Consider the following 21,071-nt stretch of genomic DNA (forward strand, 5'->3'; position numbering starts at 1 on the left):
AAAAGGGGGCCCCGGACGGGGCCCCCTTTTCTCATGCCTGCTGTGTCTTGGCGGCGGCCCGCCGGGCTCGCCGGCCCCGGACGAACTTACGTCCGTCGCGGACGATCACCCGGTAACCGCTGCGGGCGACCATGAGGACCCGGCCCGGCCAGGACTTCTTGTAGAACTGCACTTCCCAGTCCATCTTGCTGACCGCGAGGTCGCGCGACTTGATCATCTGCTCGGTCCAGTCCATCATCGCCAGCAGATGGCTCGCCTCGTACCGCTGGCGCCACAGTGCCTCGGTGAGCTCGCGGAAGCCGGCGACGTCGACCGAGGCGGTGCCGGGCGTGACGGCCAGCAGCTGCAGCCGCCGGTCGTGCTGGTCGGCCAGGCTCAGGTCGAAGTCGGCCGCCTCGAGCTGCACGTGCAGCTCGACCGCCGCGCGCACACGATCGGCGTCGACCCCCCGGCCCACCATGCCGAGCATGATCGCGGTCAGGTCGACCGCGCTCGACGTGATCTGCCACGGGTGCGGCTGACCCGAAGTGATCAGCTGCACGGCGAACTGCCAGACCGCCCGGGTCTCGGCCGTCTCGACCGGGACGGGCTCGGTCGGCTCCCAGCGGGTGGGCAGCAGCGACAGACCCTGCTCGGTGACGAAGACGTCGGCCAGGCCGGCCAGCGCGACCGGGCCGGTCAGCAGACCGTCCTGGGCGTGCGAGTGCAGCCACGCGTCGAACTGGGTCAGCTCGACCCGCAGGGCACGCAGGTCGTTCGTGGCGGCCAGGTGCAGCAGGCGTTCCTCGACCACGTAACCGGCGTCGGCGCCGGGCGCCGACGGCTCGCTGATGCGGCGCAGACCGGCCCGCTCGAGCGGACCCGAGAGCGGCTCGAGGACGGTGGTGCGCACGTCGCCCTCTTGTGAGGCGACCTCGTAGGCGAAGGTGCCGTTCGCGTCGCCGACCAGCAGCTCGTGGCGGTCGATGGCAGGCGTCGTGCCGGCCCTGGCGATGACCAGCCAGGCCGGGGCCAGCGCGGCCTCGGCGCCGGCCCGCAGGGCCCGGCTGACCAGACGGCGCGGGTCGCTGAGCACGGGACGGCCGCGGTAGGCCGCGGTGAACGCCTGGGACAGCGCGGTGCCGAGCCGGGGGCGCAGCGGCGAGGAGACCTGGTCGAGCAGGCCGTCGCCGACCAGCACGGTCGGGACGGACGGGTCGGGGAACACCGCGTACGACGCGCCGACGGTCAGACCGGACTCGGCGAGCCGGGCCGCAAGCTGCTCCTGCGACGCCGGGCGCTGCGGGTCGTGCTCGTCCTCGGGGGAATACCAGTCCGAGTCGAGGCGCTCGCGGGCGCCGGGCTCGAGCCGGACGGTGTGGTGCACACCGAGGTGGTTGTCGTGGACCAGCAGCAGGACGCCGTCGGGACGGACGGCCTCGGCGAGCCGGTCGATCAGGCGGGCCGGGGACATCTGCTCGCCCTCGGCCGAGTTCAGCCGCTCGACGCCGTCGGCCGCGACCACCAGGTCGAACCGCTCACCGGCGTCGAGCTTGACCGCCGCGCCGGACAGGACAGTGACCTGCGAGTGGTTGCGGGCAGCGTCCTCGGCGTCGACCAGCGAGCGGAGCAGCCAGGTGACCGAGGCGCCGCTGTCGGCCAGGGCGACGACGACCTCGTCGGCGTGCGGACCGGCGACCAGGACCGTGCGACCAGGACCGGCGAACTGCCCGATCAGGTGACGAAGGACGGCGCCGCGCGGCAGCGCCTCACTGCGCTGCGGGTCGCGGTCGCTCCAGTTGAACATCTCGCCGCCGATACGCCGCAGGTTGTTGACCAGCGGTGCGGTAAGCGCGGCGGCGAAGTCCGTACCCTGGTTGGGAAGCAGGGCAGCGGAGCGTTCCGACATCACTTCACCCTCTCTGTGGAAGCGGGCCGACCCAGCTTGTGCTGACGGGCCGGCGGGTGGACGTGACCGGTGTGATTGTTGACGTGCTGCATTCCCTCGTCCATCGCCGGCTGCTGGTGCGCTGCCTCTAGTCTCACTCGGGCGCGCGATATCGCCAGGTCTTTCGAGACCTGCAAAGTCGGACGCCGAAAGGTACCACTCAAGGTTAAGTTCCGCGCAGACCGTTAGGGAATCGTTCCCCGGTCGCGGCAGCCAGCCGAACGGGCGAAATGTCCGCGACTGACCAGCAAGCGCCGCCTCGCAGGACACCACCGGCCGGAGCCTGGACGAATCCTGTGTGTCACAGATCACCCGGAGACGACCGTAACTGTCCCGCCCCTCATTCTCACCAAGATCATGACCTACAGTGGACGGCATGGCCGGAGCCGATGCTGCCACGTTTTCCCCGGTCAGAGCCCCGGTGAGGGGACCAGCGTGAACCCCAGGACACTCGCCGTGATCTCCGCCGGCGGAGTCCTGGGCGCCCTGACCCGACACGGTTTGCAGGTGCTCTGGCCGCACGCCGAGGGCGGATTTCCCTGGGCCACCTGGCTGATCAACGTGTCCGGATGCTTCCTCATCGGCGTCATATCGGTGCTCTTGCGTGACTCGCGTTATTGGCGGCTTTTTCTGACGACCGGCCTCCTGGGCGGATATACGACGTTCTCGACGGCGATGACTGATGTCGTGGTGTCACCGACCGTGATCGGCTTGACCTATCTGTTCACGACCGTGATCGGCGCACTGCTGGCCGTCTGGGCCGGCAACGCGCTGACCACCCGGGTACGGCGATGACCGTCCTGCTGATCGCCCTGGGCGCGGCGGTCGGTGCGCCGCTGCGCTACCTGACCGACCAGGCACTGAAGAAGAGGGCCGGGACGTTCCCACTGGGCACGTTCGTCGCCAACGTCCTGGGGTCGCTGCTGCTCGGCTTCGTGATCGGGCTGCCCGCCCCGGCCGGCGTGATGGCGCTGGTGGGCACGGGATTCTGCGGCGCCCTGACCACATATTCGACCTTCAGCCTGGAGGCGCTGACGCTCTACGAGAGCGGCGAGCGGTCACGGGCCACGACGTACGTGCTGGCCAGCCTCATCATCGGCCTGAGCGCAGCAGCCCTGGGCCACCTGGCCGGCTCCACCCTCTGACACCGCTCCGCCGCCCGCCGCACCGCACCCCGACGCCCACCATCCGCCGCACCGCACCCCGACGCCCACCATCCGCCGCACCGCACCCCAGCGCCCGCCACTCGCCGCACCGCGCCCCCGCCAACGCGGCTCTACGGCCGCCACAACTCCCACCGCAGCACCCGCAGCTTCGATTTGCCTGTTTTGCGCAGGGTGCCACCCAGACCCCCGCCCACCCAGGGGCCGAGGGTATGCCTCGTTTGTCAGGGCGCCGCGGTTATCCACACTGGCGACTTATCCACAGAGCGACGGCTCCCGGCCACCGGCGTTCGCCCGATGGATGCAGGATCGGCGCATGGAGTTGGCGAAGATTTTGGAAGCGGCCGCCGGTGGCGTGTTCCCGCCGGCCGACGGCAGCACGACGGTGGTGCCACAGCCCAGCGAGCGTGACGCCGGTGTGCTGGCCTTCACGGCACACACCGTCATCTTTCTCGACGACGACCCGGAGTGGATCCATGCGACCATCGCCGGCCTCGACTGTGATCCGCTCGCGGCCACCATGAACCCGGTCTTCCTGGCAATCCTGATGGCCCGCAGCGGCCGCACGACCGACACGATCGACTTGCTCACCGTGGCGCCCGCGCTTCCCGGGCCACCGCCACTGCCGCTGACCGAGCAAGATCAAGACCATCCTCGCGTACGCCGGGCCCGCAGCCGCCGCGACGACGTGCGCGTCTGGTCGACCCCCGGTGGCCTGCTCACGATCGGCCGCGGCGTGGCCGGGCGTCACGAGGTGTCGATCGAGGTGGACGGCGCCGCCGCCGAGCGCGGTCTGGGCCGCGCCCTTGCCCTGTCCGCCCGCCATCTCATCCCGGCCGACGCGGTGCTCTGGTCCCAGCAGGCCACTGGCAACGCCCGCAGCATCCGCGCCTTCCAGTCAGCCGGCTACCGCCCCGTCGGCGCCGAGCTCGTCCTGCACCCGACGGAGAAGAGCCGAGCCGCCAACGGAGCAGAGCGACCAACGCCGGGCCGATGACTCAGAGCTGCAATCCGTAATGCCCACCGAACGAAACCGACGACGCCGGGTGGGGTGCGGCCTGGCACCGACTCGGACCAAGGAGGTAAGCCGACCGGAGAAGGTAAGCCGGAACCGTGGGAGGTCTGCCGGGACGGCTGCCGACGGTGCACCGGCGCTGGCCCGAAGTCGGCGACCAGGACCGGCCGACGGGTGGCGAACGCGTCGATGCAGATCTCGCGCGGAGCTGTTCCAAGGCGCGGGCAGCCGGGTGGGGGCTGCACCGGACAAGGACGGGGCGCTGACTCTCCTGAGTCGTTCGCGCAGCGCGGCCTCGAACTCCAGCGGCCGGCGACGGGACTGGCGCTGAACCTGGGCTGCGCCGAGGAGGACCGAGTTGAACCGGTCCTGGCCAAAGACGACGGCAGGGCCCCGGCGGATGCCGGGGCCCCGTGGGAGTGGGGGTCAGGAGACCGTGGCCAGCTCGCGGTCGGGAGTGGGGGTGGTGGTCTGCGGGGGCTCGTGGGCGATCTGCGGCAGCCAGCCCAGCCAGCGAGGCAACCACCAGTTCTTCTCTCCCAGCATGGCCATCACGGCGGGCAGAAGCACAGCCCGGATGATGGTCGCGTCGAGCAGGACGGCTGCGGCCAGGCCGATGCCGAGTTGCTTGGTCGACGCCAGGGGCAGCGTCGCGAAGAGGGCGAACACCGCCACCATGACCACCGCCGCGCTGGTGATGACGCCGGCTGTGCGGCCGATGCCTTCGCGGACTGCCTGCCGGGTTGTCAGGCCGCGGTCGTGGCCCTCGCGGATCCGGCTCAGCACGAAGACGTGGTAGTCCATCGACAGTCCGAACAGGATGATGAACAGGAACAGCGGCATCCAGTTGACGATGCCGTCGGCCGCCTGGAAGTCGAGCAGGCTCTCGAAGTGGCCGTACTGGAAGACGAAGACCAGCATTCCGTACGCCGCCGCGACGGACAGCAGGTTGAGCACGACCCCGGTCAGTGCGATCACGACCGAGCGGAACGACACCAGCAGCAGCACGAAGGCCAGTCCGAGCACGAAGCCGAACACCCACGGCATGCTCGCGTCGAGCCGCGCGTTGAAGTCCGCGCTGCCTGCCGCGTCACCGGTCACCAGCGCCGACGGTCCGAACACGGCCGGTGCCACGTCCTCACGGAGCAGCTTCAGCGCCTTGTCGTCGTCGGCCAGACCGACCGAGACGATCGCGACCGTGCCCGCCGGGTTCATGCGCACGTCGACCGGGCCCGAGAGCTGCCCGCCGCTGGCCTTCACGGCCGAACGGAACTTTGCCACCGTCTGCTCGAAGCCGGCGCCGGGCGACCGCACGACCACCTCGGCCGGCGACGTCTCGCTCGGGAAAGCCTTGTCGACCGCCTTGTACGCCTGCACGATCGACGCGCTCGGCGGCAGGTCCTCGAGTCCTTCCGCCTTCGTCTTGAGGTTGAGCGCCGGCGCCGCCAGTGCGCCCAGCACGCCCACCGCCAGCAGCGCCGAGATCAGCGGCTTGGCCAGCACCAGGCGCAGGAACCCGTTCCACATCCGGTTGTCGCTGCGCTTGCGGTACAACCCGGGGATCTTGATCGAGTCGACCCGGTCGCCCAGTGCCGACAGCAGCGCCGGCAGTACGGTCAGGGATCCGAGCACGGCCGTCGCGACCACCAGGATCGTGCCCACCGCAAAGCTGGTGAAGACGGCGTCGTACGTCAGGAACATGCCCGCCATGGCCACCATGACGGTCAGGCCGGAGACCCAGATCGAGCGGCCCGAGGTCTGCGCGGCGATCACGAGCGCCCGGTGCGGGTCGGCCCCGTTGCGCCGCTCGTCGCGTTCCCGGCGGATGTAGAACAGGCAGTAGTCGACACCGACCGCGAGCCCGACCAGCAGCATCACGTGGGCCGTGGTGTCCACCGTCGGTGCCAGCCGGCTGGCGAAGGCGAGGAGGCCCATCGCAGCCATCACGGCCATGATCGCCAGCGCGACGGGCAGCAGGGCGGCCACCACCGCGCCGAAGGCGACCAGCAGGATGCCCAGGGTCACCGGGATCGAGAGGATGCCGAGCTGGGTGAGACCTTTCTCGAGGTCGTCCCCGATCAGCTTGTCGCCGCTGGCCGAGCCGGCCTGGGCGACGTAGAGGCCGGGGTGCCGGGTCTGCGCCGCGGCCACCGTGTCGAGTGCCGGCTGGACCCGGTCGGAGGCTGTCTCGGCGTCGCCGCTGATGCTGAAGGCCACGAGCGACGAGCGGCCGTCCGGCGACTCGATCGGCTTCTGGACGTCGATGACGTCGGTGGTCTTCTTCAGGGCCGCGGTCACGTCGGTGAGGGCGGCCGCCCGGTCGGTGCCGGCCCGGTTCTGCACGATGACCATCTCGCCGGCCGGCTGCGCCGGGAATCCGGCCGCCTCGACGATCCGGTCGGCCTGGCCGGAGTCCCCGTGCCCCATGTCGGCCGAGTTGGCCTCGCGGGTGCCGAACTGTCCACTCACTACGGTGACGGCGATGACGAAGGCGACCCATCCGAGGATCGCGAGCGTTCGGTGGCGGGCGCTCCACAATGCGGCGCGGGCGGCGATGCCCTTGACGTTCCCCCTGTTTTCCATGCTGAGAACGCTATGGAGGCGGGGGGATCCGATCGATACAGCAGCCCGGCGTATCGGCGGTGGGGTTAGCCCTACCCCTGCAGGTAGGCCAGCACTGCCATGACCCGGCGGTGCTGCTCCTCATCCTGGTGCAGGCTCAGCTTGGTGAAGATGTTGCGCACGTGCTTCTCGACCGCGCCGTCGGTGACGACCATCTTGCGGGCGATCGCGGCGTTCGACAGGCCTTCGGCCATCAGGCCGAGCACTTCGCGCTCGCGCGGTGTCAGGCCGCGCAACGGGTCGTCCCGGCGACGCCGGACGAGCAGCTGGCTGACCACCTCGGGGTCGAGGACAGTGCCGCCGCCGGCCACCCGGCGCAGCCCGTCGAGGAAGTCGGCGATCTGGGAGACGCGGTCCTTGAGCAGATAACCGACCGCGCCCAGGCGGTCGGCGAGCAGATCGTCGGCGTACGAGACCTCGACGTATTGGGAAAGCACGAGGATCGGGGTGCCGGGCACCAGGCTGCGCGCCTCGACCGCGGCTCGCAGGCCCTCGTCGGTGTGTGAGGGCGGCATCCGGACGTCCACGATGGACACATCCGGCTTGTGCTCGGTGATCGCCGACACCAGGGAAGGCCCGTCGCCGACGGCCGACACCACGGTGTGGCCGTTCTCTTCGACAAGCCGGACAAGTCCCTCACGCAACAACACCGCGTCGTCGGCAATCACCACCCGCATGCCGTAACTCTGTCAGATCGACCGGAACCACGTCCGTCCGCACGGCGAAGCGGAGGGGGGAAGGGGCCGAAGGAGAAGGCGGAAGGGGCCGAAGCGGAAGGGTGGGACAGCCGCATCGGAGCGACGTCCCACCCTGACCGAGACGGTGCGGACGGATCAGACGGGCAGGGCCGCGGTGAGCCTGGTCCCGCCGCCCGCCGGGCTGCTGACGTCGAGGACGCCGCCGGCCGCGCGGACCCGGTCGTCCAGGCCGGCCAGCCCGTGCCCCTTGGCCACGCTGGCCCCGCCCACCCCGTCGTCGGCGATCGAGACGATCAGGCCGGTGGCGTTGCGCCGCACGCTGACCTGCACCTCGTTGGCGAAGCTGTGCTTGGCCACATTTGTCAGGGCCTCGGCCACCACGAAGTAGGCCGTCGACTCCAGCGTCGGCTCGAGCCGCTCGACCAGCGGCGCGTCCAGCTCGACCGGGACGGTGCAGCGGCCGGCCAGCGCGGTGAGCGCGGCCTGCAGCCCGCGGTCGACCAGGATCGGCGGGGCGATGCCGCGGGACAGGGCGCGCAGCTCGTCGAGGGTCTCGCGGGTCTGGGTCAGCGCCTCGGCCACGGTGGCCCGGGCGGCGGCGGGGTCGGTGGCGAACTGCTGCTCGGCCCGGCCCAGGTCCATCGCGAGGCGCACCAGCCGCTGCTGCGGACCGTCGTGGATGTCGCGCTCCAGCCGGCGCAGTGCGTTGGCCTCGGCCGAGACGGCGGCCGCCTTCTGGTCCTGGGCGACCGTGCGGGCCGCGTTGGCCTCGGCCACCTGCTCGCGCAGCTCGTTGACCCCGCTCAGCAGGCCGCGGGCGAACCACGCCTCGAGCAGCGCCGAGGCTCGCACGACGGGGTAGAGGGTGCCGGCGAAGAAGACGCCGCAGGCGAAGTAGAAGAGCAGCCGGGTGGCCGTGCCGTCGCCCATGCCGAGCAGCTCCGGCAGGTCCTGGTTGTCGGCGCCGCGCGGAATCGACCACTCCCAGAGCCACACGGTCAGGCCGCCGATCGCGCCCGACCACCAGGTGACGACGAGGCTGAACGAGATCGTGCTCGGGATGAACCGGAACATCCCGTGCAGCATGTCGAGCCAGGCCTGCGCGTCGCCCAGCGTGGTCAGCGACTGGCGCACGACGCCGGAGTCGGCGGCCTTCTTGTAATAGGGGTGCCCGACCTTGCGGCCCAGCACCGGGCCGATCCGGGCCCGCTCCAGGGTGGCGAAGCCCCGGGCGGTCATCAGCGTCGCGATCAGGATCGGGAGGCCGACCCAGATGATCACCAGGCCGAGCCCGGTGAAGAACAGCGTCATGAACAGCGTGACGGTGAGGATGCCGAGCGGGAAGCCGATCAGCACGTACTGGGTGTCGATGCCGACCTGGCGCACGAGCCGGGCCAGCGGAGAGCGCGTCGGGGAGGCGTTCGTCGTCATGATGTCGACGCTAGGCATCGGCGGGCTCCGTTCCGATCCTGCTCGCCGCCGTGTCGACGGTAGGGTTAACCCCACCGTACGGGTCAGGGCAACTCATAAATCGACACCGGCCCCGACGAGAAACGCAGCGTCGCCACCTCGGCCAGGTTGGCCGACCGGCCGCCGGCCGCCCGATCGTCGGCGAAGAGCCACTTGACGCCGTAGAGGCGCTGGAGCTCGGCCACGTCCTCCGGCTGGCCGTGCGCGAAGACCCGCTGGTTGAGCAGATAGCGCATGACGTCGGGGGCCGGCTGCTTGAAGTAGCGTTCGCCGTTCACCCCGTCCTCGGCGACCGCCTCGTCGGTGTATCCCCAGCTCTCGACCACGGTGCGCCGGCCGCCCAGCCCGGCCACCCAGAACGCCCGGGAGTCGCAGGTCTGCGTCCAGTCGATCGGGATGCAGTGCACGTTGGTGGCCACGACGTCGTCGCGGCCGGCGTTCTGATCGAGCCATTCGGCCGCGGCCATCTCGCCGCTCAGCACGAGTTTGCCCGGATCCAGGAGCCCGGTCGGCACGGCCCCGAGCGTGGTGTCGACCTCCTCGATCTGCCGTTTGGCCCCGCCGACCAGCCCGGCCATGAGCACGGCGGCCAGCAGCGCGGGCATGATGGCCCGCCACGGGGTCCGACCGGTGATGACGCGGTGCAGAATCAAGCCGATCAGACCGAGGCCGATGGCGATGATCGCCGTGCGGATCAGCGGCTCGGCCAGCGCGAAGATCCAGTTGACGACCCGGTCCATCCGGGGGGCGTACATCTGCGGCGCGAGCAGCGCCCACGTGCCGCCCGCGATCGATCCGGCGAACACCGCTTTCCAGCCGCGGGCCAGGTCGGCCATCACCCAGGCGACCGCGACCGTGCCGAACGGCGCCGCCCCCGTGTAGAAGTACACCTGGCTGGCCGAGGGGTGCCAGAGCAGGAAGGTGGCGCCGAACCCGGCCGCGGTCATCCCGGCCAGCAGCCAGGTCGACGGCTCGCGCCTGGTCGTGCCGGTGACGATGCCGAGCAGCGCGAGCATCCGGGGCGACTGCATGAGCAGCCACCAGATCAGCAGCCCGGCGATGAAGAGCCGGCCCGCCGTGCCGGTCGTCTCCACCCCGTACGGAAGGAACCGCGACCCGTCGATGACGTCCTCATGACCGATGGTGTCGCGGTAGGGCGCCATCCAGTAGAGGACGGAGAGCGGCTGGAAGCCGAGCGTGCCCGCGCCGCCGCCCGCGAAGAGCCGGAAGCCCAGACCGACACCGGCCAGGGTGAGCGCGAAGAGCGCGAGCACGGGCAGCAACCGGCGACGGTATCCGATCAGCACGATCAGGGTGGCGGCGAGGAGCCCGGCGATGAACGGCGGCAACGCGCTCGACTTGGCACCGGCGCAGGCCAGGGCGAGCGGGAAGATCAGTGCCCATCCCCAGCGCAGCCGGCGGCCCCGCAGCACGTCGACGGTGAGCACGACCATCAGCGCCTGCAACGGAAGCACGTACGTCTGGGACGGGCTGAACGCGCTGACCGGGCTCCCGCCGAGCGGGGTGTAGGCGGTCCCGAGCAGCAGGGGAAGGCCCACGATGGCCGCCGTCCCGCCGAGGGCGCCGGCCCACCACTTGCCGCTGAGCGAGCGGACGAGCGCCGCCATCACGAGGACGGCCGTGCCCGCGACCGGCACGATCCACAGGCGCAGCAGCACGACAGCCGGGTCGATCTTGGTGATCATGCTGGCCGTGGCGATGTCGGCGTCGGAGAGGTAGTGGTAGTGCAGCGGGGTGCCGGAGAGCTGTGGCACCTGGAACGGCATCGGCCGCATCATCTCGTGCACGAGCGCCAGGTGGTAATACAGGTCCTGATAGATCACGCCCCCGGCCGGCGGCAGCGGGGTGGTGAGCCAGCCCGGGTATTCCGACAGCACGAGCAGCATGAGCCCGATGGCGACGATCCACGACCAGCGCACCGGCAGCGGCCGGGGCCGGCTCACCCGCCAGTATCGGTGGAGTCGCGGCACGGCCAGGAACGGCACCACGATCAGCGCCGGCCACCAGGGAAGCAGTACGAACTTGTCGAGGGCGGCCGACAACGCCCACGAGCCGAGCATGATCAGCATGCCGGTGGCGGCGCCGAGCCCGAGGTCCTCGGGCACGTTGCCCCGGCTGCCCCGCAAAGCCCGGTAGACCAGCGTGCCGGGCAGCACGACGTCGACGGCGAAATAGAAGGCGTAGAGCGCGATGTCCCGCCCCGAGACGCCCGTGTCGAGCTGCGTCAGGACGAAGGTGACCACCGGGAAGAGCCACGGCAGGATCGCCAGCGGCACCCGCGCCCGGCGAAGGAGCGAGTCACGGCGTCGGGTGGGGACCGCCGAGGGGCGCGCGACCGGCGCCGCCTCGACAGCCTCGAGCACAGCGGTCACTCTACGAGCGTCGTCAACCGGGTGAACTCGCGCGGGAGATCGAATCCGTCCCAGATCGATCCGAAGGTCAGAGCCGAGCCGAACGGGACGATCCGGTCGACCCCGCGCCCACCGAGCTCGAGCGCGAAGGCGCGCAGCTCGTCGGACCCGAAGCCGAAGTGGCTGAACGTCTGGTCCTGCCGGTTCATCGCCGGCACCAGCTCGAGCAGCGAGCCGACCTCGGCGAACGGGAAGGCTCCGGCCCCGATCCAGCGGCGCGGCGCGTCGGGCACGGTGACCAGTGACATCGCGGTGACCGTGTTGGCCGGGAACTCCATCGACGAGACGGCACCGGTCGCGGCCAGCCCGTAGGCGTTGACCCGCTTCTCCACCGCCATGGCGGCGTCGATCTCCCAGCCGCGCTGGTCGACAACCTGCAGCAGCAGCTCGATGAACTCGGTCCGGACGTCGTCGGTGTCCGCACCGACCAGGAACACCGTGCGCGGCGACGAGCAAGCCGCCTGGTCGAACCAGTACGAGTCGTTGGTGAAGCCGAGGACCGCCTCGCGCCGCTTGGCCGGGTCGGCCGCCCGCCAGCCGGCCGCCGAGACGGCGGCCCACGACGTGCGGTCGGGGAAGGTGAGGTCGCGGGCCGACGGGCGCAGCGGGTGCTTGCGGATCGCCTCGACGGCCGAGTCGCCGCCCCAGATGACCCGCAGGTCGGCCCACTGGCTGAGCGCCGCGGTGACCTTGTCGTCGCGCCCGTAGGTGATCATGCGCTGGGTGCGCCCGATCACCGGGTCGGCGTCGGCCAGCACCTCGTTGAGCGCGGTCAGGATGGTGTCGGCCGCGGTGGCCGAGCGCTCCGAGATGCGGACGACGTTGTGGTTGCCGGCCAGGGCCGAGAGCGCCCACGAATACACGAAGATCGTGTCGACGTTGGCCGGCGGGATGTGGAAGACGTTGCCCCGGGGGAAGACGAGCGCGTCGTCCCGCTGGAGGTGGGCCACCGTGCGGTGAAGCTCGGCGGGCCGCAGGAAGAAGCCCAGCGAGCCCAGCTCGGGGTGCCGGCGGGCGACCGCGGGCGCGAGCAGCTTGCGGGCCAGCTTGGCCAGGAAGTCGATGACCCGGGGGTCGCCGACGGTCAGCCGGTCGTCGGACGGGGCGGTGAGGTCACCCTCGGCCCCGAAGCGGTATCGCATCACGCCGCCTCCCGGTAGGTGTCGGAGCAGCCGCGGGCCTCGGCCCGGGGGAGCCGGCCGAGCACTGAGAAGCGCTTGCCGGGCCAGTCGCCGTCGTCGATGCCGTGCACCACGCCCAGATCCTCGGTCAGCAGTACGTGACCGGGGTACGACGTAGGGAGCGTGCTGATCACCTCGAGCAGGCCCGGCTTGCCCGGCGGCAGTTCCTCCCAGGTCACCGGGTCGCGCACGACGACGTCGGCGAAATCGGGGCAGTAGAGCGAGCCACCGGTCGGCCCCTCGAGGAAGATCGTGCCGATCTGCTCGATCATGCCGTAGTAGTTGTGCACCTTGGTCAGCCCGACGCCGGCCAGCCGCTTGCGGAACTCCTCGGGCGAGACGGCCTGGTCGACCAGCTTCTTCCAGCCGCCCGAGTGGATCAGGATGCCGTTGCTGAGGTCGAGGCCGTTGTCCTTGGCCACCTCGTAGAGGTGCAGCCAGACGAGGTAGGTGAAGCCGAAGATCAGGAACGGCTCGTCGCCGTACTGGTCGAGGAAGCCCTTCAGCGCGTCGACGTCGACGTGGCCCTCGTTGTCGAGCGCCCACACGTGGTTGCGCCCGAAGTTGGACATGCCCAGCACGCCGGCGCCACGGGCGCTGAACGACTTGCGGTCCTTGAGCATGGCCTTGGTGTCGACCAGGATCATCGGCAGCCGCTTGGGGCCGAGCACGCTCTGCACGGTGGCGCCCAGCTTGCGGGTCTGCTCGGCGGCCGCGGCCTTGTCGAGGTAGATCTTGCTGACCTCGGCGCCGGTGGTGCCGCTGGACGTGAGGACCTTGTAGACCTGGTCGTCCGGGATGCTCTTGAGCTCGAGGTTCTTGAACAGCCGGACCGGCAGCCAGGGCAGGCCGGCGACGGTGGTGGCGGGCTGGTAGCCGTTGGCGGCCAAAATCCGCTCGTACGGCTCGCAGTTCTCCCGGTGGTGCTCGACCAGCGCGGAGAGCTCCTTGAGAAGGACCTCCTCCTTCGCGGCCTGAGGCAGGGTGAAGACACTACTCACAGCGAAGACTCCAGCGCCCGATAGTCGATCTTGCCGTTGGGCAACAGCGGCAGCGCCTCAACACTACGCACCACGACGCCGGAGAAATGTGTCCCGAGCCACTCGGCGATCTTGGTGCGCAGGCCACGGGCCTCATCGTCGGAAATGTTGGCCGCGAAGACGTTCAGCTTGTCGTCGCCGGCCACCGCGGCCACCGGGAAGTTCTTCTCCACGTCGTCCAGGTTGATCCGGACGCCGAAGACCTTGCCCATCCGCTTGATCCGGCCGGTGATGAAGAGGTAGCCCTCGTCGTCGAGCCGGCCCAGGTCACCGGTGCGCAGGACGCCGCCCTGCTCGTCGCCGAGCACCAGGTCGGCCGCGGTCTCGGCATAGCCCATCATCACGTTCGGGCCGCGGTAGACGACCTCGTCGTCCTCGATCGTGAAGGTGCCGCCGGGCAGCGCGGGACCGACCGAGCCGGCCTTCTCCTCGAGGCGGTCCGGCGGCAGGGTGGCCATCCGGGGCGCCGCCTCGGTCTGGCCGTACATGACGTAGAGCCGGCCGCCGACGGTCGCCATCCGCTGGGCGAAATCGGCCACCAGCTCGGCCCGCAGGCGGCCGCCGGCCTGGGTCAGGCTGCGCAGCGTGGGGTATTTGGCCGGGTCGAACCGCAGCCGGCGGAGCATTTCGTACTGCGACGGCACAAACGCCATCGAGGTGACGCCGTGCTCATTCACCGCCGTCCAGAAATCGCGCTGCATGATGCCGGTGCGCTCCAGCACCACCGTCGCACCCTTGATCAGGTGCGAGTTCAGGACCGACATCCCGTACGAGTAGAAGAGCGGCAGCGTCGTGACGGCCACCTCGTCGGAGGTGATGGCGAGGACCTCGGCGATCTGCTCGGCGTTCGCCTGGACGGCGGCCGCGGAGAGCCGGACAAGTTTCGGGTTGCCGGTCGAGCCGCTGGTGGTCAGCAGCAGGGCGAGGTCGGGATGCACCTCGGTGGTGGTGAAGCGCTCGATCAGGCCGGCGTGGTCGCCGTCGGGGTCGAGCAGCAGCACCGGACGGCCCAGCCGGAAAGCCGCCAGATAGCGGGCGATCGACGCGACGGTCGTCTCGATCGGCAGAAAGACGACCCCGCCCGGCTCCGCGGCCAGCTGCGCCTCGGCGGCGGCGATCGTCTCCTCGGTCAGGGTCTCGCCGGTGGCCGCGTCGATCACGCGGGCACCGGGGTGGAACAGGTTCACAGCGTCAGTCCTCCGTCGACCCCGAGCACCTGGCCGGTCACGAACCGGGCCTGCTCGGAGAGGAGGAACGTGATCACGTCGGCGACCTCGTCGGCCTCGCCCAGCCGGCCCAGCGCGGTGTCGGCGATGCGCTCCTGGCGGCCCTTCTCGTCGAGGGTGTCGAGCATGTCGGTGGCGATGAAGCCGGGCTCGATCGCGTTGACCCGGATGCCCTGCGGCCCGAGCTCTTTGGCGGCCGACCGGGCCAGCGCGGCCACGGCCGCCTTGGAGGCCGCATAGACGGCCTGACCGGCGATGCCGCGCGACGCGGTGATCGACGAGACCAGGACGACGGCCGGGTTGGTGCCACGGGCCAGCAGGCGGGCCGCGCCGCGCAGCGTGTAGACGGCGCCCGCCGCGTTCACCGCGAACAGCCGCTGGATGGTCGCGTCGTCGGTCATGCCGAGCATGCCGGCCGCGTGCGTGCCCGCGTTGACCACCAGCGCGTCCAGCCGCTTGAAGGTCTTGAAGGCCAGCTGATTGAGTTCCTTGGCGGTCTCGGGCTCACCGATGTCGCCGTGACCGCTGACCACGGTCACGCCGTGCTTGGCGGCGAGCTCCTCGGCGACCGGGGTGATCGACTCGGCCCGGTGGGCGTGCACGACGAGGTCGTAACCCCGCTCCGCGAGACGCGTGGCCGTGGCCCGGCCGATGCCACGGGAGGCGCCTGTGATCAGGGCCGCCCGGTTACTCATTGAAGTTGACCCCGTACTTACCGAGGATGTTGATCGCCTCGGTGAAGCTCGACATGTTGATGACGTCGTCTGTGTCAATCATCACCGAGAACTCGTCCTCGATCGCCGCCACCAGAGACATGTGGGCCAGGGAGTCCCACTTCTCGTTGTCCTGGTACCGCAGGTCGTCCACGGGCGCGTCCGCCGGAAGGTCCAGGGCGGTCCGGAACGCCTCGCGCAGTCGCTGCAGGTCACTCACTGGGGTACTCCAAAGGAAGGCGGGTGGACAGAGGCCTCTCAAGTTCGTCGCCGGGGGCGACGAGGTCGTTAATGCTAGCGGAAGCGCCGATGAACTACGGTTAGCGTTTGATGTTGGCCCTCGAATCGGCTGGTGAGCTGGTTATGCTTCCGGCTCGTACTGCGTCCTGACCACCCCCCGGGAGAAAATCAAGTGTCTGTACTCAGCGGATCGTCGATCCTGGTCACCGGTGCCACCGGGTCCTTCGGGAAGGCGTTTCTCAACTACGCCCTGACCCACCTCGACCCGCAGCGCATCGTCGTCTTCTCCCGTGACGAGCTGAAGCAGTACGAGCTCCGGCAGATGTTCGGCGACGACTCGCGACTGCGCTTCTTCCTGGGCGACATCCGGGACAAGGCCCGGCTCGACCGCGCGATGCACAACATCGACTACGTGGTTCACGCCGCCGCCCTGAAGCAGGTCGACACGGCGGAGTACAACCCCTCCGAGTTCGTCGAGACCAACATCAACGGGTCACAGAACGTGATCGACGCCGCGATCGACAAGGGAGTCAAGAAGGTCGTCGCGCTCTCCACCGACAAGGCGTCGAGCCCGATCAACCTCTACGGCGCGACCAAGCTCGTCGCCGACAAGCTCTTCATCGCCGGCAACCACTACGCGGCCACCCACCCGACCCGCCTCTCGGTGGTTCGTTACGGAAACGTTATGGGCAGCCGCGGCTCGGTCGTCCCGCTGTTCCGCAAGCTCGCCGCCGAGGGCAAGAGCCTGCCGGTCACCGACAAGCGGATGACCCGCTTCTGGATCACGCTCCCCCAGGCCGTGAAGTTCGTCGTCGACTCGTTCGACGTCATGCAGGGTGGCGAGCTGTTCGTGCCGCGCATCCCGAGCATGCGGATCCTCGACCTGATCGAGGCCGTCGCGCCCAACTCGGCCACCCACGAGATGGGCGTCCGGCCGGGCGAGAAGCTCCACGAGGAGATGATCGCCGCCGACGACAGCCGTCGCACGCTGCGCTTCCCCGACCGTTACGTGGTGCAGCCGGTCGTGGCGAGCTGGGGCTACGAGGCGCCCACCGGTGGCGAGGAAGTCGCCGACGGCTTCAACTACCGCTCGGACAACAACGACCTCTGGCTCTCGGTCGAGGACATGCGCAAGCTGCTCGAGGAGAACTGATGCTGCCGTACGGCCGGCAGTCGATCGACCAGTCGGATGTCGAGGCGGTCACGGCCGCTCTCGGCAGCGACTGGCTGACCACCGGCCCCCGGGTGGCGCAGTTCGAGGCCGACATCGAGGCGATCGCCGGCGCTCCGGCGGTGACCGTCACCAACGGCACGACCGCGCTGCACACCGCGTACGCGGCGGCCGGGGTCGGCCAGGGTGACGAGGTCATCACCACGCCGATGACCTTCGTGGCCACGGCGTCGTCGGCGGCGCTGCTCGGTGCCACGATCGTCTTCGCCGACGTCGAGGACGAGACGGCCAACATCGACCCGGCGGCGGTCGAGGCGCTCACCACCGAGCGCACCAAGGCGATCGCCGCGGTCGACTACGCGGGTCACCCGGCCGAGTACGACGCCCTCCGCAAGGTTTCCGAGGGCGCGGGCGCGGTGCTGATCGGCGACGCCGCCCACTCGATCGGGACGACCTACCACGGCCGTCCGGTCGGCACGCTTGCCGATCTGACGACGTTCTCGTTCTTTCCGACCAAAAACCTGACGACGGCCGAGGGCGGCGCGGTGGCGTCGATCCGGCCCGACCTGCTGCAGCGGGCGCGCACCTTCCGCACGATCGGCCTGGTGCGTGACAAGAGCCTGCTGCGCTACCCGGACGAGGGCGCCTGGCACCAGGAGGTCCACGAGTTCGGGAACAACTACCGGTTGCCCGACGTGCTCTGCGCACTGGGCAGCTCGCAGCTCAAGCGGCTGGCCGCGTTCAAGGCCCGCCGACAGGAGCTGACCGCCCGTTACGACCGGCTGCTGGCCGACGTGCCGGGGCTGCGCCTGCCGATCCAGCGTGACGGCGTCGACCCGCTGCGCCACTTGTACCCCGTCCGGGTGCTCGGTGGCCGGCGGCGCGAGGTCTTCGAGCGGATGCGCGAGGCCGGCATCGGTGTGCAGGTCAACTACATCCCGGTCTACTGGCACCCGGTCTTCGAGGACCTGGGCTACCGGCGCGGCATGTGCCCGGTGGCCGAGGCCTTCTACGCTGAGCAGCTGTCGTTGCCGCTCTTCGTCGACCTCAGCGATGCCGACCAGGACCGTGTCGTCGAGGCGTTGCGGACCATCCTCGGGAGCTGAACGGGTGCACCACGCCAACCACTTCTACGGCCACGCGCACATCCTCGCGGAGTATTGCGGCCTCGATCCGGAGCACCCGCCCCGGATCGACGGCTATGTGCAGCACGGCTGGAACGTGGTGGACGGGCTCGGCCTCGGCACGCCTTACGTGCCGGGCCGGCCCATCTTCGTCTACTCCGAGCGCACCCGGCGCCGGGCGTGGTCGATGGGGCGCCGGCAGGCCACGGTCGTCGGCGCTCCGTTCCTCTATCTGATCGCCCTGCGGCCCGAGGCGCCGGACGCCCCGCCGCGCGAGGGCACGATCTTCTACCCGTTCCACGGCTGGGAGAAGCAGCAGGTCCTCGGCGACCACCAGCGCCAGGTCGACGAGATCCTCGAGACCGAGACGGGCCCGGTCACCTTCTGCCTGTACTGGAACGAATACCGCAACGACGAGGTCCGGGCCGCCTACGAGAAGTACGGGCGGGTCATCTGCCACGGCTACCGCGGTCAGCAGTGGCGCGACACCGACCGGCACTTCCTCGACAAGCAGCTCGCCGAGATGCGCCGCCACCGGCGGGTGGCCTCCAACCGGCTGAGCAGCGCCATCTTCCACGGCGTGGCGGCCGGCTGCGAACCGGCCGTCTACGGCGACCCGATGCACCTCGACCACGAGGACCGCCCGACCGCCGACCGCATCCGTCGTGAGTGGCCCGAGCTGCACGGCAAGCACCTCGACGGGCAGGCCGCCCGGGCCTCGGCGCTGAGCGAGCTGGGCGACGGGTTCCTGGCCTCACCGGCCGAATTACGCGCCATGCTGGGGTGGACAAAGCATCATCAGGCGGCGACGGCTAGGGTGCCCGCGTGATCGAGATGATCGGGGGCGAGATGCCTTCCTTCACCGAGGACCGTCCCCGGCCCGGCGGGGCCTTGTTCGGCCACCTCGCCGGACTGCTGCCGGACGGCGCCCGGGTGCTGATCGCCGGGCCGCACGACGACGCCCTGATCGACACGATCGCCGCCCGCTGTTCGGCCACCTGCCTCGTCCGCTCCCAGCTCGAGGCGGCCGAGCTCGACGCCCGCGGCCTGCGGGTGCTCTGCGGCACGCTGGCCAAACTGACCGGCGACCAGCAGTTCGACGTCGTCGTCGCGCTCGACGGGCTCGGCCGGTTGTGCTCGGTCGAGGGGCCCCAGCTCGACTGGACCGAGAGCCTCCGAGCGCTGAGCCAGACCCTGCGCCCCGGCGGCACGCTGCTGCTCACCGTCGAGAACGAGCTGGGCGTCCACCGGCTGGTCGACCCGGGCAGCGCGACCGCGGTGCGCACCGACAGCGCCTGGAGCCCGCTCGGCGAGTTCGGCGGCCGGCCCGGCAGCCCGGCCCAGCTGACCGCCCGGCTCGCCGCCGAGGGGCTGTCGGCCGAGTGGCTGGCCGCGGCCTGGCCGGATCCCGGGGCGCCGACCCTGATCGCCACCACCGACGCGATGCGGGACGGGCCGGTCGACACACTGGCCGCCGTGACCGCGGGCGCCGCCGCCCGGGCGTTCGCCGGCCGGCCGGTGCTCAGCGACCCCCGCCGGCTCGCGGCCGCGGCCGTCCGCGCCGGTCTGGGCCCCGAGTTCGCCGCCGCCTGGCTGGTCGCCGCCGGCCGGGGCCCGCGCCCGGAGGCCGTGCTCCCGCTGCCGCCGGTGCTGCTCGGTGACGGCCCGGTGACCGAGCTGGCGCCCGGCCGTGACGGGGAGTGGACCCGGCGTGTACTGCGCGAAATACCTGGTCGTGACGATTCTGGCCTCAGCGGGCCACTCCCGGCGGGTCGTCTGCTCGAAGAGTTGCTCTTGGCCGCCTGCCTGCGGCACGATCTCCCGATCGTGCGGCGGCTGCTCACCGGCTGGGCCGCCGCACAGCCCGGGGCCACCGCCGACAACGTGGTGATCCACCAGGACAAATACTCGATTCTCGACCCCAGCGTTCCGCCGCAGACCGACGTGATCCGCCGGTTCGCCCAGACGCTGCTCGGCGGGGGCTACGCGCACCCCTGGCCGGCCGCCGTCGACCTGGACACTCTGACTTCGATCCTGCACGGCGCCTCGGGCCTGTCCGAGGACGTGCCGCCCGGTCCCGACCTTCCGCTCCCGGACTCACGCCGGGAGCACGAGGATCAGCTCCGGGCTCTGCGCGGGCAAGTGGCCGACGCCACCGCCCGTGCTCAGTGGTACGAGCGTGAGCTCGATAAAAAGGACAAAGAACTTCGTAAGGCTCGTACGCAGATCGCGACCTTCAGCGGCTCCGTCGGCTTTCGCGTGGCGAAGCTGGGGTACGGAGTAGCCCGTAAGGCACGTAATCGCCTTCGAAAAGGACTTTCATGACAACCCTCGGCATCATCCAGGCCCGGATGGGCTCTTCCCGGCTTCCCGGCAAGGTGTTGCGCCAGCTGGGCAGCCGCAGTGTCCTGGAGCGCGTCGTCCGGGCCGCCCAGCAGAGCGGTGTGCTGGACAAGGTCGTGGTGGCCACCACGACCGAGGCGGACGACGACGACGTCGCGACCGAGTGCGCGGCGATCGGCGTGCCCTGCTTCCGGGGCTCGGTCGACGACGTCCTCGACCGGTTCCTGGGCGTTCTCGACGAGCACGAGAGCGACATCGTGCTCCGCTTCACCGCGGACTCGCCGCTGCTCGACCCGGAGCTGATCGCGCTCACCCACCGGGTGTTCCTGGCCGCCGGTGTGGACTACATGACCACGTCGATCACCAAGACGCTGCCGCGCGGCCTGGATGTCGAGATCGTCCGCACGCCGGTGCTGCGCGAGATCGACGCGGTCGCCACCGCGCACCATCGCACCCACGTGACGTCGTACATCTACACGCACTCGGAGAAGTTCGACGTGCTCGGGCTGACCCTGCAGCCCGACCTGTCGCACCTGCGTCTCACGCTGGACACCGAGGACGACTGGAAGCTCATCGAGGCGATCGTCGCGCACTTCGGCGACGAGCCGATCTCGGTCCGCAAGCTCACCGACTGGCTCGCCGGCCGGCCCGAGCTGATCGAGCTGAACGCCCACGTCCTTCAGAAGGCCCTGGTCCAGGCATAGCG

The 21,071-nt window shown here is 70.4% G+C and carries 18 protein-coding genes; 8 read left to right on the top strand and 10 right to left on the bottom strand.

The window, feature by feature from the left end; translation table 11 throughout:
* Positions 1-31: 31 nt before the first annotated feature.
* Positions 32-1,888 carry a class I SAM-dependent methyltransferase gene (locus NAG42_RS07425; RefSeq protein WP_250029013.1) on the bottom strand — a complete coding sequence of 619 codons (1,857 nt, stop codon included), beginning with the start codon at positions 1,886-1,888 and terminating at the stop codon, positions 32-34.
* Between the two features lie 474 nt (positions 1,889-2,362).
* On the opposite strand from NAG42_RS07425, the gene NAG42_RS07430 reads away from it, so the two are divergent.
* From NAG42_RS07430 to NAG42_RS07440, 3 genes are all read left to right on the top strand, one after another.
* On the top strand, positions 2,363-2,722 hold the full coding sequence (locus NAG42_RS07430; protein ID WP_250029015.1) for a fluoride efflux transporter FluC: 360 nt from the start codon (positions 2,363-2,365) through the stop codon (positions 2,720-2,722).
* Entirely contained in the window at positions 2,719-3,072 is a 354-nt protein-coding gene (gene crcB / locus NAG42_RS07435) for a fluoride efflux transporter CrcB (protein WP_250029016.1), read from the top strand. The genes NAG42_RS07430 and crcB overlap by 4 nt, the downstream gene beginning before the upstream one ends.
* A 334-nt stretch (positions 3,073-3,406) precedes the next feature.
* The gene (locus NAG42_RS07440; protein WP_250029018.1) at positions 3,407-4,087 is read left to right on the top strand and encodes a GNAT family N-acetyltransferase; all 681 of its coding nucleotides are present in this window, start codon (positions 3,407-3,409) and stop codon (positions 4,085-4,087) included.
* A 444-nt stretch (positions 4,088-4,531) separates the two neighbouring features.
* Here the strand turns inward: NAG42_RS07440 and NAG42_RS07445 are convergent, their stop codons facing one another.
* The 9 genes from NAG42_RS07445 to NAG42_RS07485 form a co-directional block, all read right to left on the bottom strand.
* Complete coding sequence (locus NAG42_RS07445) at positions 4,532-6,688, bottom strand: MMPL family transporter (RefSeq protein WP_250029020.1); 2,157 nt, start codon at positions 6,686-6,688, stop codon at positions 4,532-4,534.
* A 71-nt stretch (positions 6,689-6,759) separates the two neighbouring features.
* A complete protein-coding gene (locus tag NAG42_RS07450) occupies positions 6,760-7,404 on the bottom strand; it encodes a response regulator (RefSeq protein ID WP_250029022.1) in 645 nt (214 codons plus the stop codon).
* Between the two features lie 156 nt (positions 7,405-7,560).
* Positions 7,561-8,856 (bottom strand): sensor histidine kinase, encoded by a 1,296-nt coding sequence (locus tag NAG42_RS07455; RefSeq protein ID WP_250029024.1) that lies wholly within the window; start codon positions 8,854-8,856, stop codon positions 7,561-7,563.
* Positions 8,857-8,939: 83 nt separating this feature from the next.
* Complete coding sequence (locus NAG42_RS07460; protein ID WP_250029025.1) at positions 8,940-11,288, bottom strand: hypothetical protein; 2,349 nt, start codon at positions 11,286-11,288, stop codon at positions 8,940-8,942.
* Positions 11,285-12,469 carry an acyl-CoA reductase gene (locus NAG42_RS07465; protein ID WP_250029332.1) on the bottom strand — a complete coding sequence of 395 codons (1,185 nt, stop codon included), beginning with the start codon at positions 12,467-12,469 and terminating at the stop codon, positions 11,285-11,287. The genes NAG42_RS07460 and NAG42_RS07465 overlap by 4 nt, the downstream gene beginning before the upstream one ends.
* On the bottom strand, positions 12,469-13,509 hold the full coding sequence (locus NAG42_RS07470; RefSeq protein ID WP_250029028.1) for a LuxE/PaaK family acyltransferase: 1,041 nt from the start codon (positions 13,507-13,509) through the stop codon (positions 12,469-12,471). Before NAG42_RS07470 ends, NAG42_RS07465 begins: the two co-directional genes overlap by 1 nt.
* Complete coding sequence (locus tag NAG42_RS07475; RefSeq protein ID WP_250029030.1) at positions 13,506-14,735, bottom strand: AMP-binding protein; 1,230 nt, start codon at positions 14,733-14,735, stop codon at positions 13,506-13,508. The genes NAG42_RS07470 and NAG42_RS07475 overlap by 4 nt, the downstream gene beginning before the upstream one ends.
* Positions 14,732-15,469, bottom strand: a complete 738-nt coding sequence (locus NAG42_RS07480; RefSeq protein WP_250029032.1) for an SDR family NAD(P)-dependent oxidoreductase — start codon at positions 15,467-15,469, stop codon at positions 14,732-14,734. The genes NAG42_RS07475 and NAG42_RS07480 overlap by 4 nt, the downstream gene beginning before the upstream one ends.
* Complete coding sequence (locus tag NAG42_RS07485; protein WP_250029033.1) at positions 15,462-15,707, bottom strand: acyl carrier protein; 246 nt, start codon at positions 15,705-15,707, stop codon at positions 15,462-15,464. The genes NAG42_RS07480 and NAG42_RS07485 overlap by 8 nt, the downstream gene beginning before the upstream one ends.
* Before the next feature lie 192 nt (positions 15,708-15,899).
* Here NAG42_RS07485 and pseB point away from each other — a divergent pair, with 192 nt between their 5' ends.
* From pseB to NAG42_RS07510, 5 genes are read left to right on the top strand one after another with little or no spacing between them, the layout of a single operon-like run.
* Entirely contained in the window at positions 15,900-16,880 is a 981-nt protein-coding gene (gene pseB / locus NAG42_RS07490) for a UDP-N-acetylglucosamine 4,6-dehydratase (inverting) (protein ID WP_250029034.1), read from the top strand.
* Positions 16,880-18,004 carry a DegT/DnrJ/EryC1/StrS family aminotransferase gene (locus NAG42_RS07495; protein ID WP_250029036.1) on the top strand — a complete coding sequence of 375 codons (1,125 nt, stop codon included), beginning with the start codon at positions 16,880-16,882 and terminating at the stop codon, positions 18,002-18,004. The genes pseB and NAG42_RS07495 overlap by 1 nt, the downstream gene beginning before the upstream one ends.
* 4 nt (positions 18,005-18,008) lie before the next feature.
* A complete protein-coding gene (locus tag NAG42_RS07500) occupies positions 18,009-18,851 on the top strand; it encodes a hypothetical protein (protein WP_250029037.1) in 843 nt (280 codons plus the stop codon).
* A 5-nt stretch (positions 18,852-18,856) separates the two neighbouring features.
* Entirely contained in the window at positions 18,857-20,347 is a 1,491-nt protein-coding gene (locus tag NAG42_RS07505; protein ID WP_250029333.1) for a class I SAM-dependent methyltransferase, read from the top strand.
* A complete protein-coding gene (locus NAG42_RS07510; protein ID WP_250029038.1) occupies positions 20,344-21,069 on the top strand; it encodes a cytidylyltransferase domain-containing protein in 726 nt (241 codons plus the stop codon). The genes NAG42_RS07505 and NAG42_RS07510 overlap by 4 nt, the downstream gene beginning before the upstream one ends.
* The last annotated feature ends 2 nt before the right edge of the window (positions 21,070-21,071 follow it).

It is taken from the genome of Paractinoplanes maris, assembly GCF_023544465.1.
Classification (GTDB): domain Bacteria; phylum Actinomycetota; class Actinomycetes; order Mycobacteriales; family Micromonosporaceae; genus Actinoplanes; species Actinoplanes maris.

Bases quoted from the DNA above. Each gene is read 5' to 3' on its own strand.
- NAG42_RS07425 (WP_250029013.1), bottom strand. From the start codon at position 1,888: ATGTCGGAACGCTCCGCTGCCCTGCTTCCCAACCAGGGTACGGACTTC.
- crcB (WP_250029016.1), top strand. From the start codon at position 2,719: ATGACCGTCCTGCTGATCGCCCTGGGCGCGGCGGTCGGTGCGCCGCTG.
- NAG42_RS07440 (WP_250029018.1), top strand. From the start codon at position 3,407: ATGGAGTTGGCGAAGATTTTGGAAGCGGCCGCCGGTGGCGTGTTCCCG.
- NAG42_RS07445 (WP_250029020.1), bottom strand. From the start codon at position 6,688: ATGGAAAACAGGGGGAACGTCAAGGGCATCGCCGCCCGCGCCGCATTG.
- NAG42_RS07450 (WP_250029022.1), bottom strand. From the start codon at position 7,404: ATGCGGGTGGTGATTGCCGACGACGCGGTGTTGTTGCGTGAGGGACTT.
- NAG42_RS07455 (WP_250029024.1), bottom strand. From the start codon at position 8,856: ATGACGACGAACGCCTCCCCGACGCGCTCTCCGCTGGCCCGGCTCGTG.
- NAG42_RS07465 (WP_250029332.1), bottom strand. From the start codon at position 12,469: ATGCGATACCGCTTCGGGGCCGAGGGTGACCTCACCGCCCCGTCCGAC.
- NAG42_RS07480 (WP_250029032.1), bottom strand. From the start codon at position 15,469: ATGAGTAACCGGGCGGCCCTGATCACAGGCGCCTCCCGTGGCATCGGC.
- NAG42_RS07495 (WP_250029036.1), top strand. From the start codon at position 16,880: ATGCTGCCGTACGGCCGGCAGTCGATCGACCAGTCGGATGTCGAGGCG.
- NAG42_RS07505 (WP_250029333.1), top strand. From the start codon at position 18,857: ATGATCGGGGGCGAGATGCCTTCCTTCACCGAGGACCGTCCCCGGCCC.
- NAG42_RS07510 (WP_250029038.1), top strand. From the start codon at position 20,344: ATGACAACCCTCGGCATCATCCAGGCCCGGATGGGCTCTTCCCGGCTT.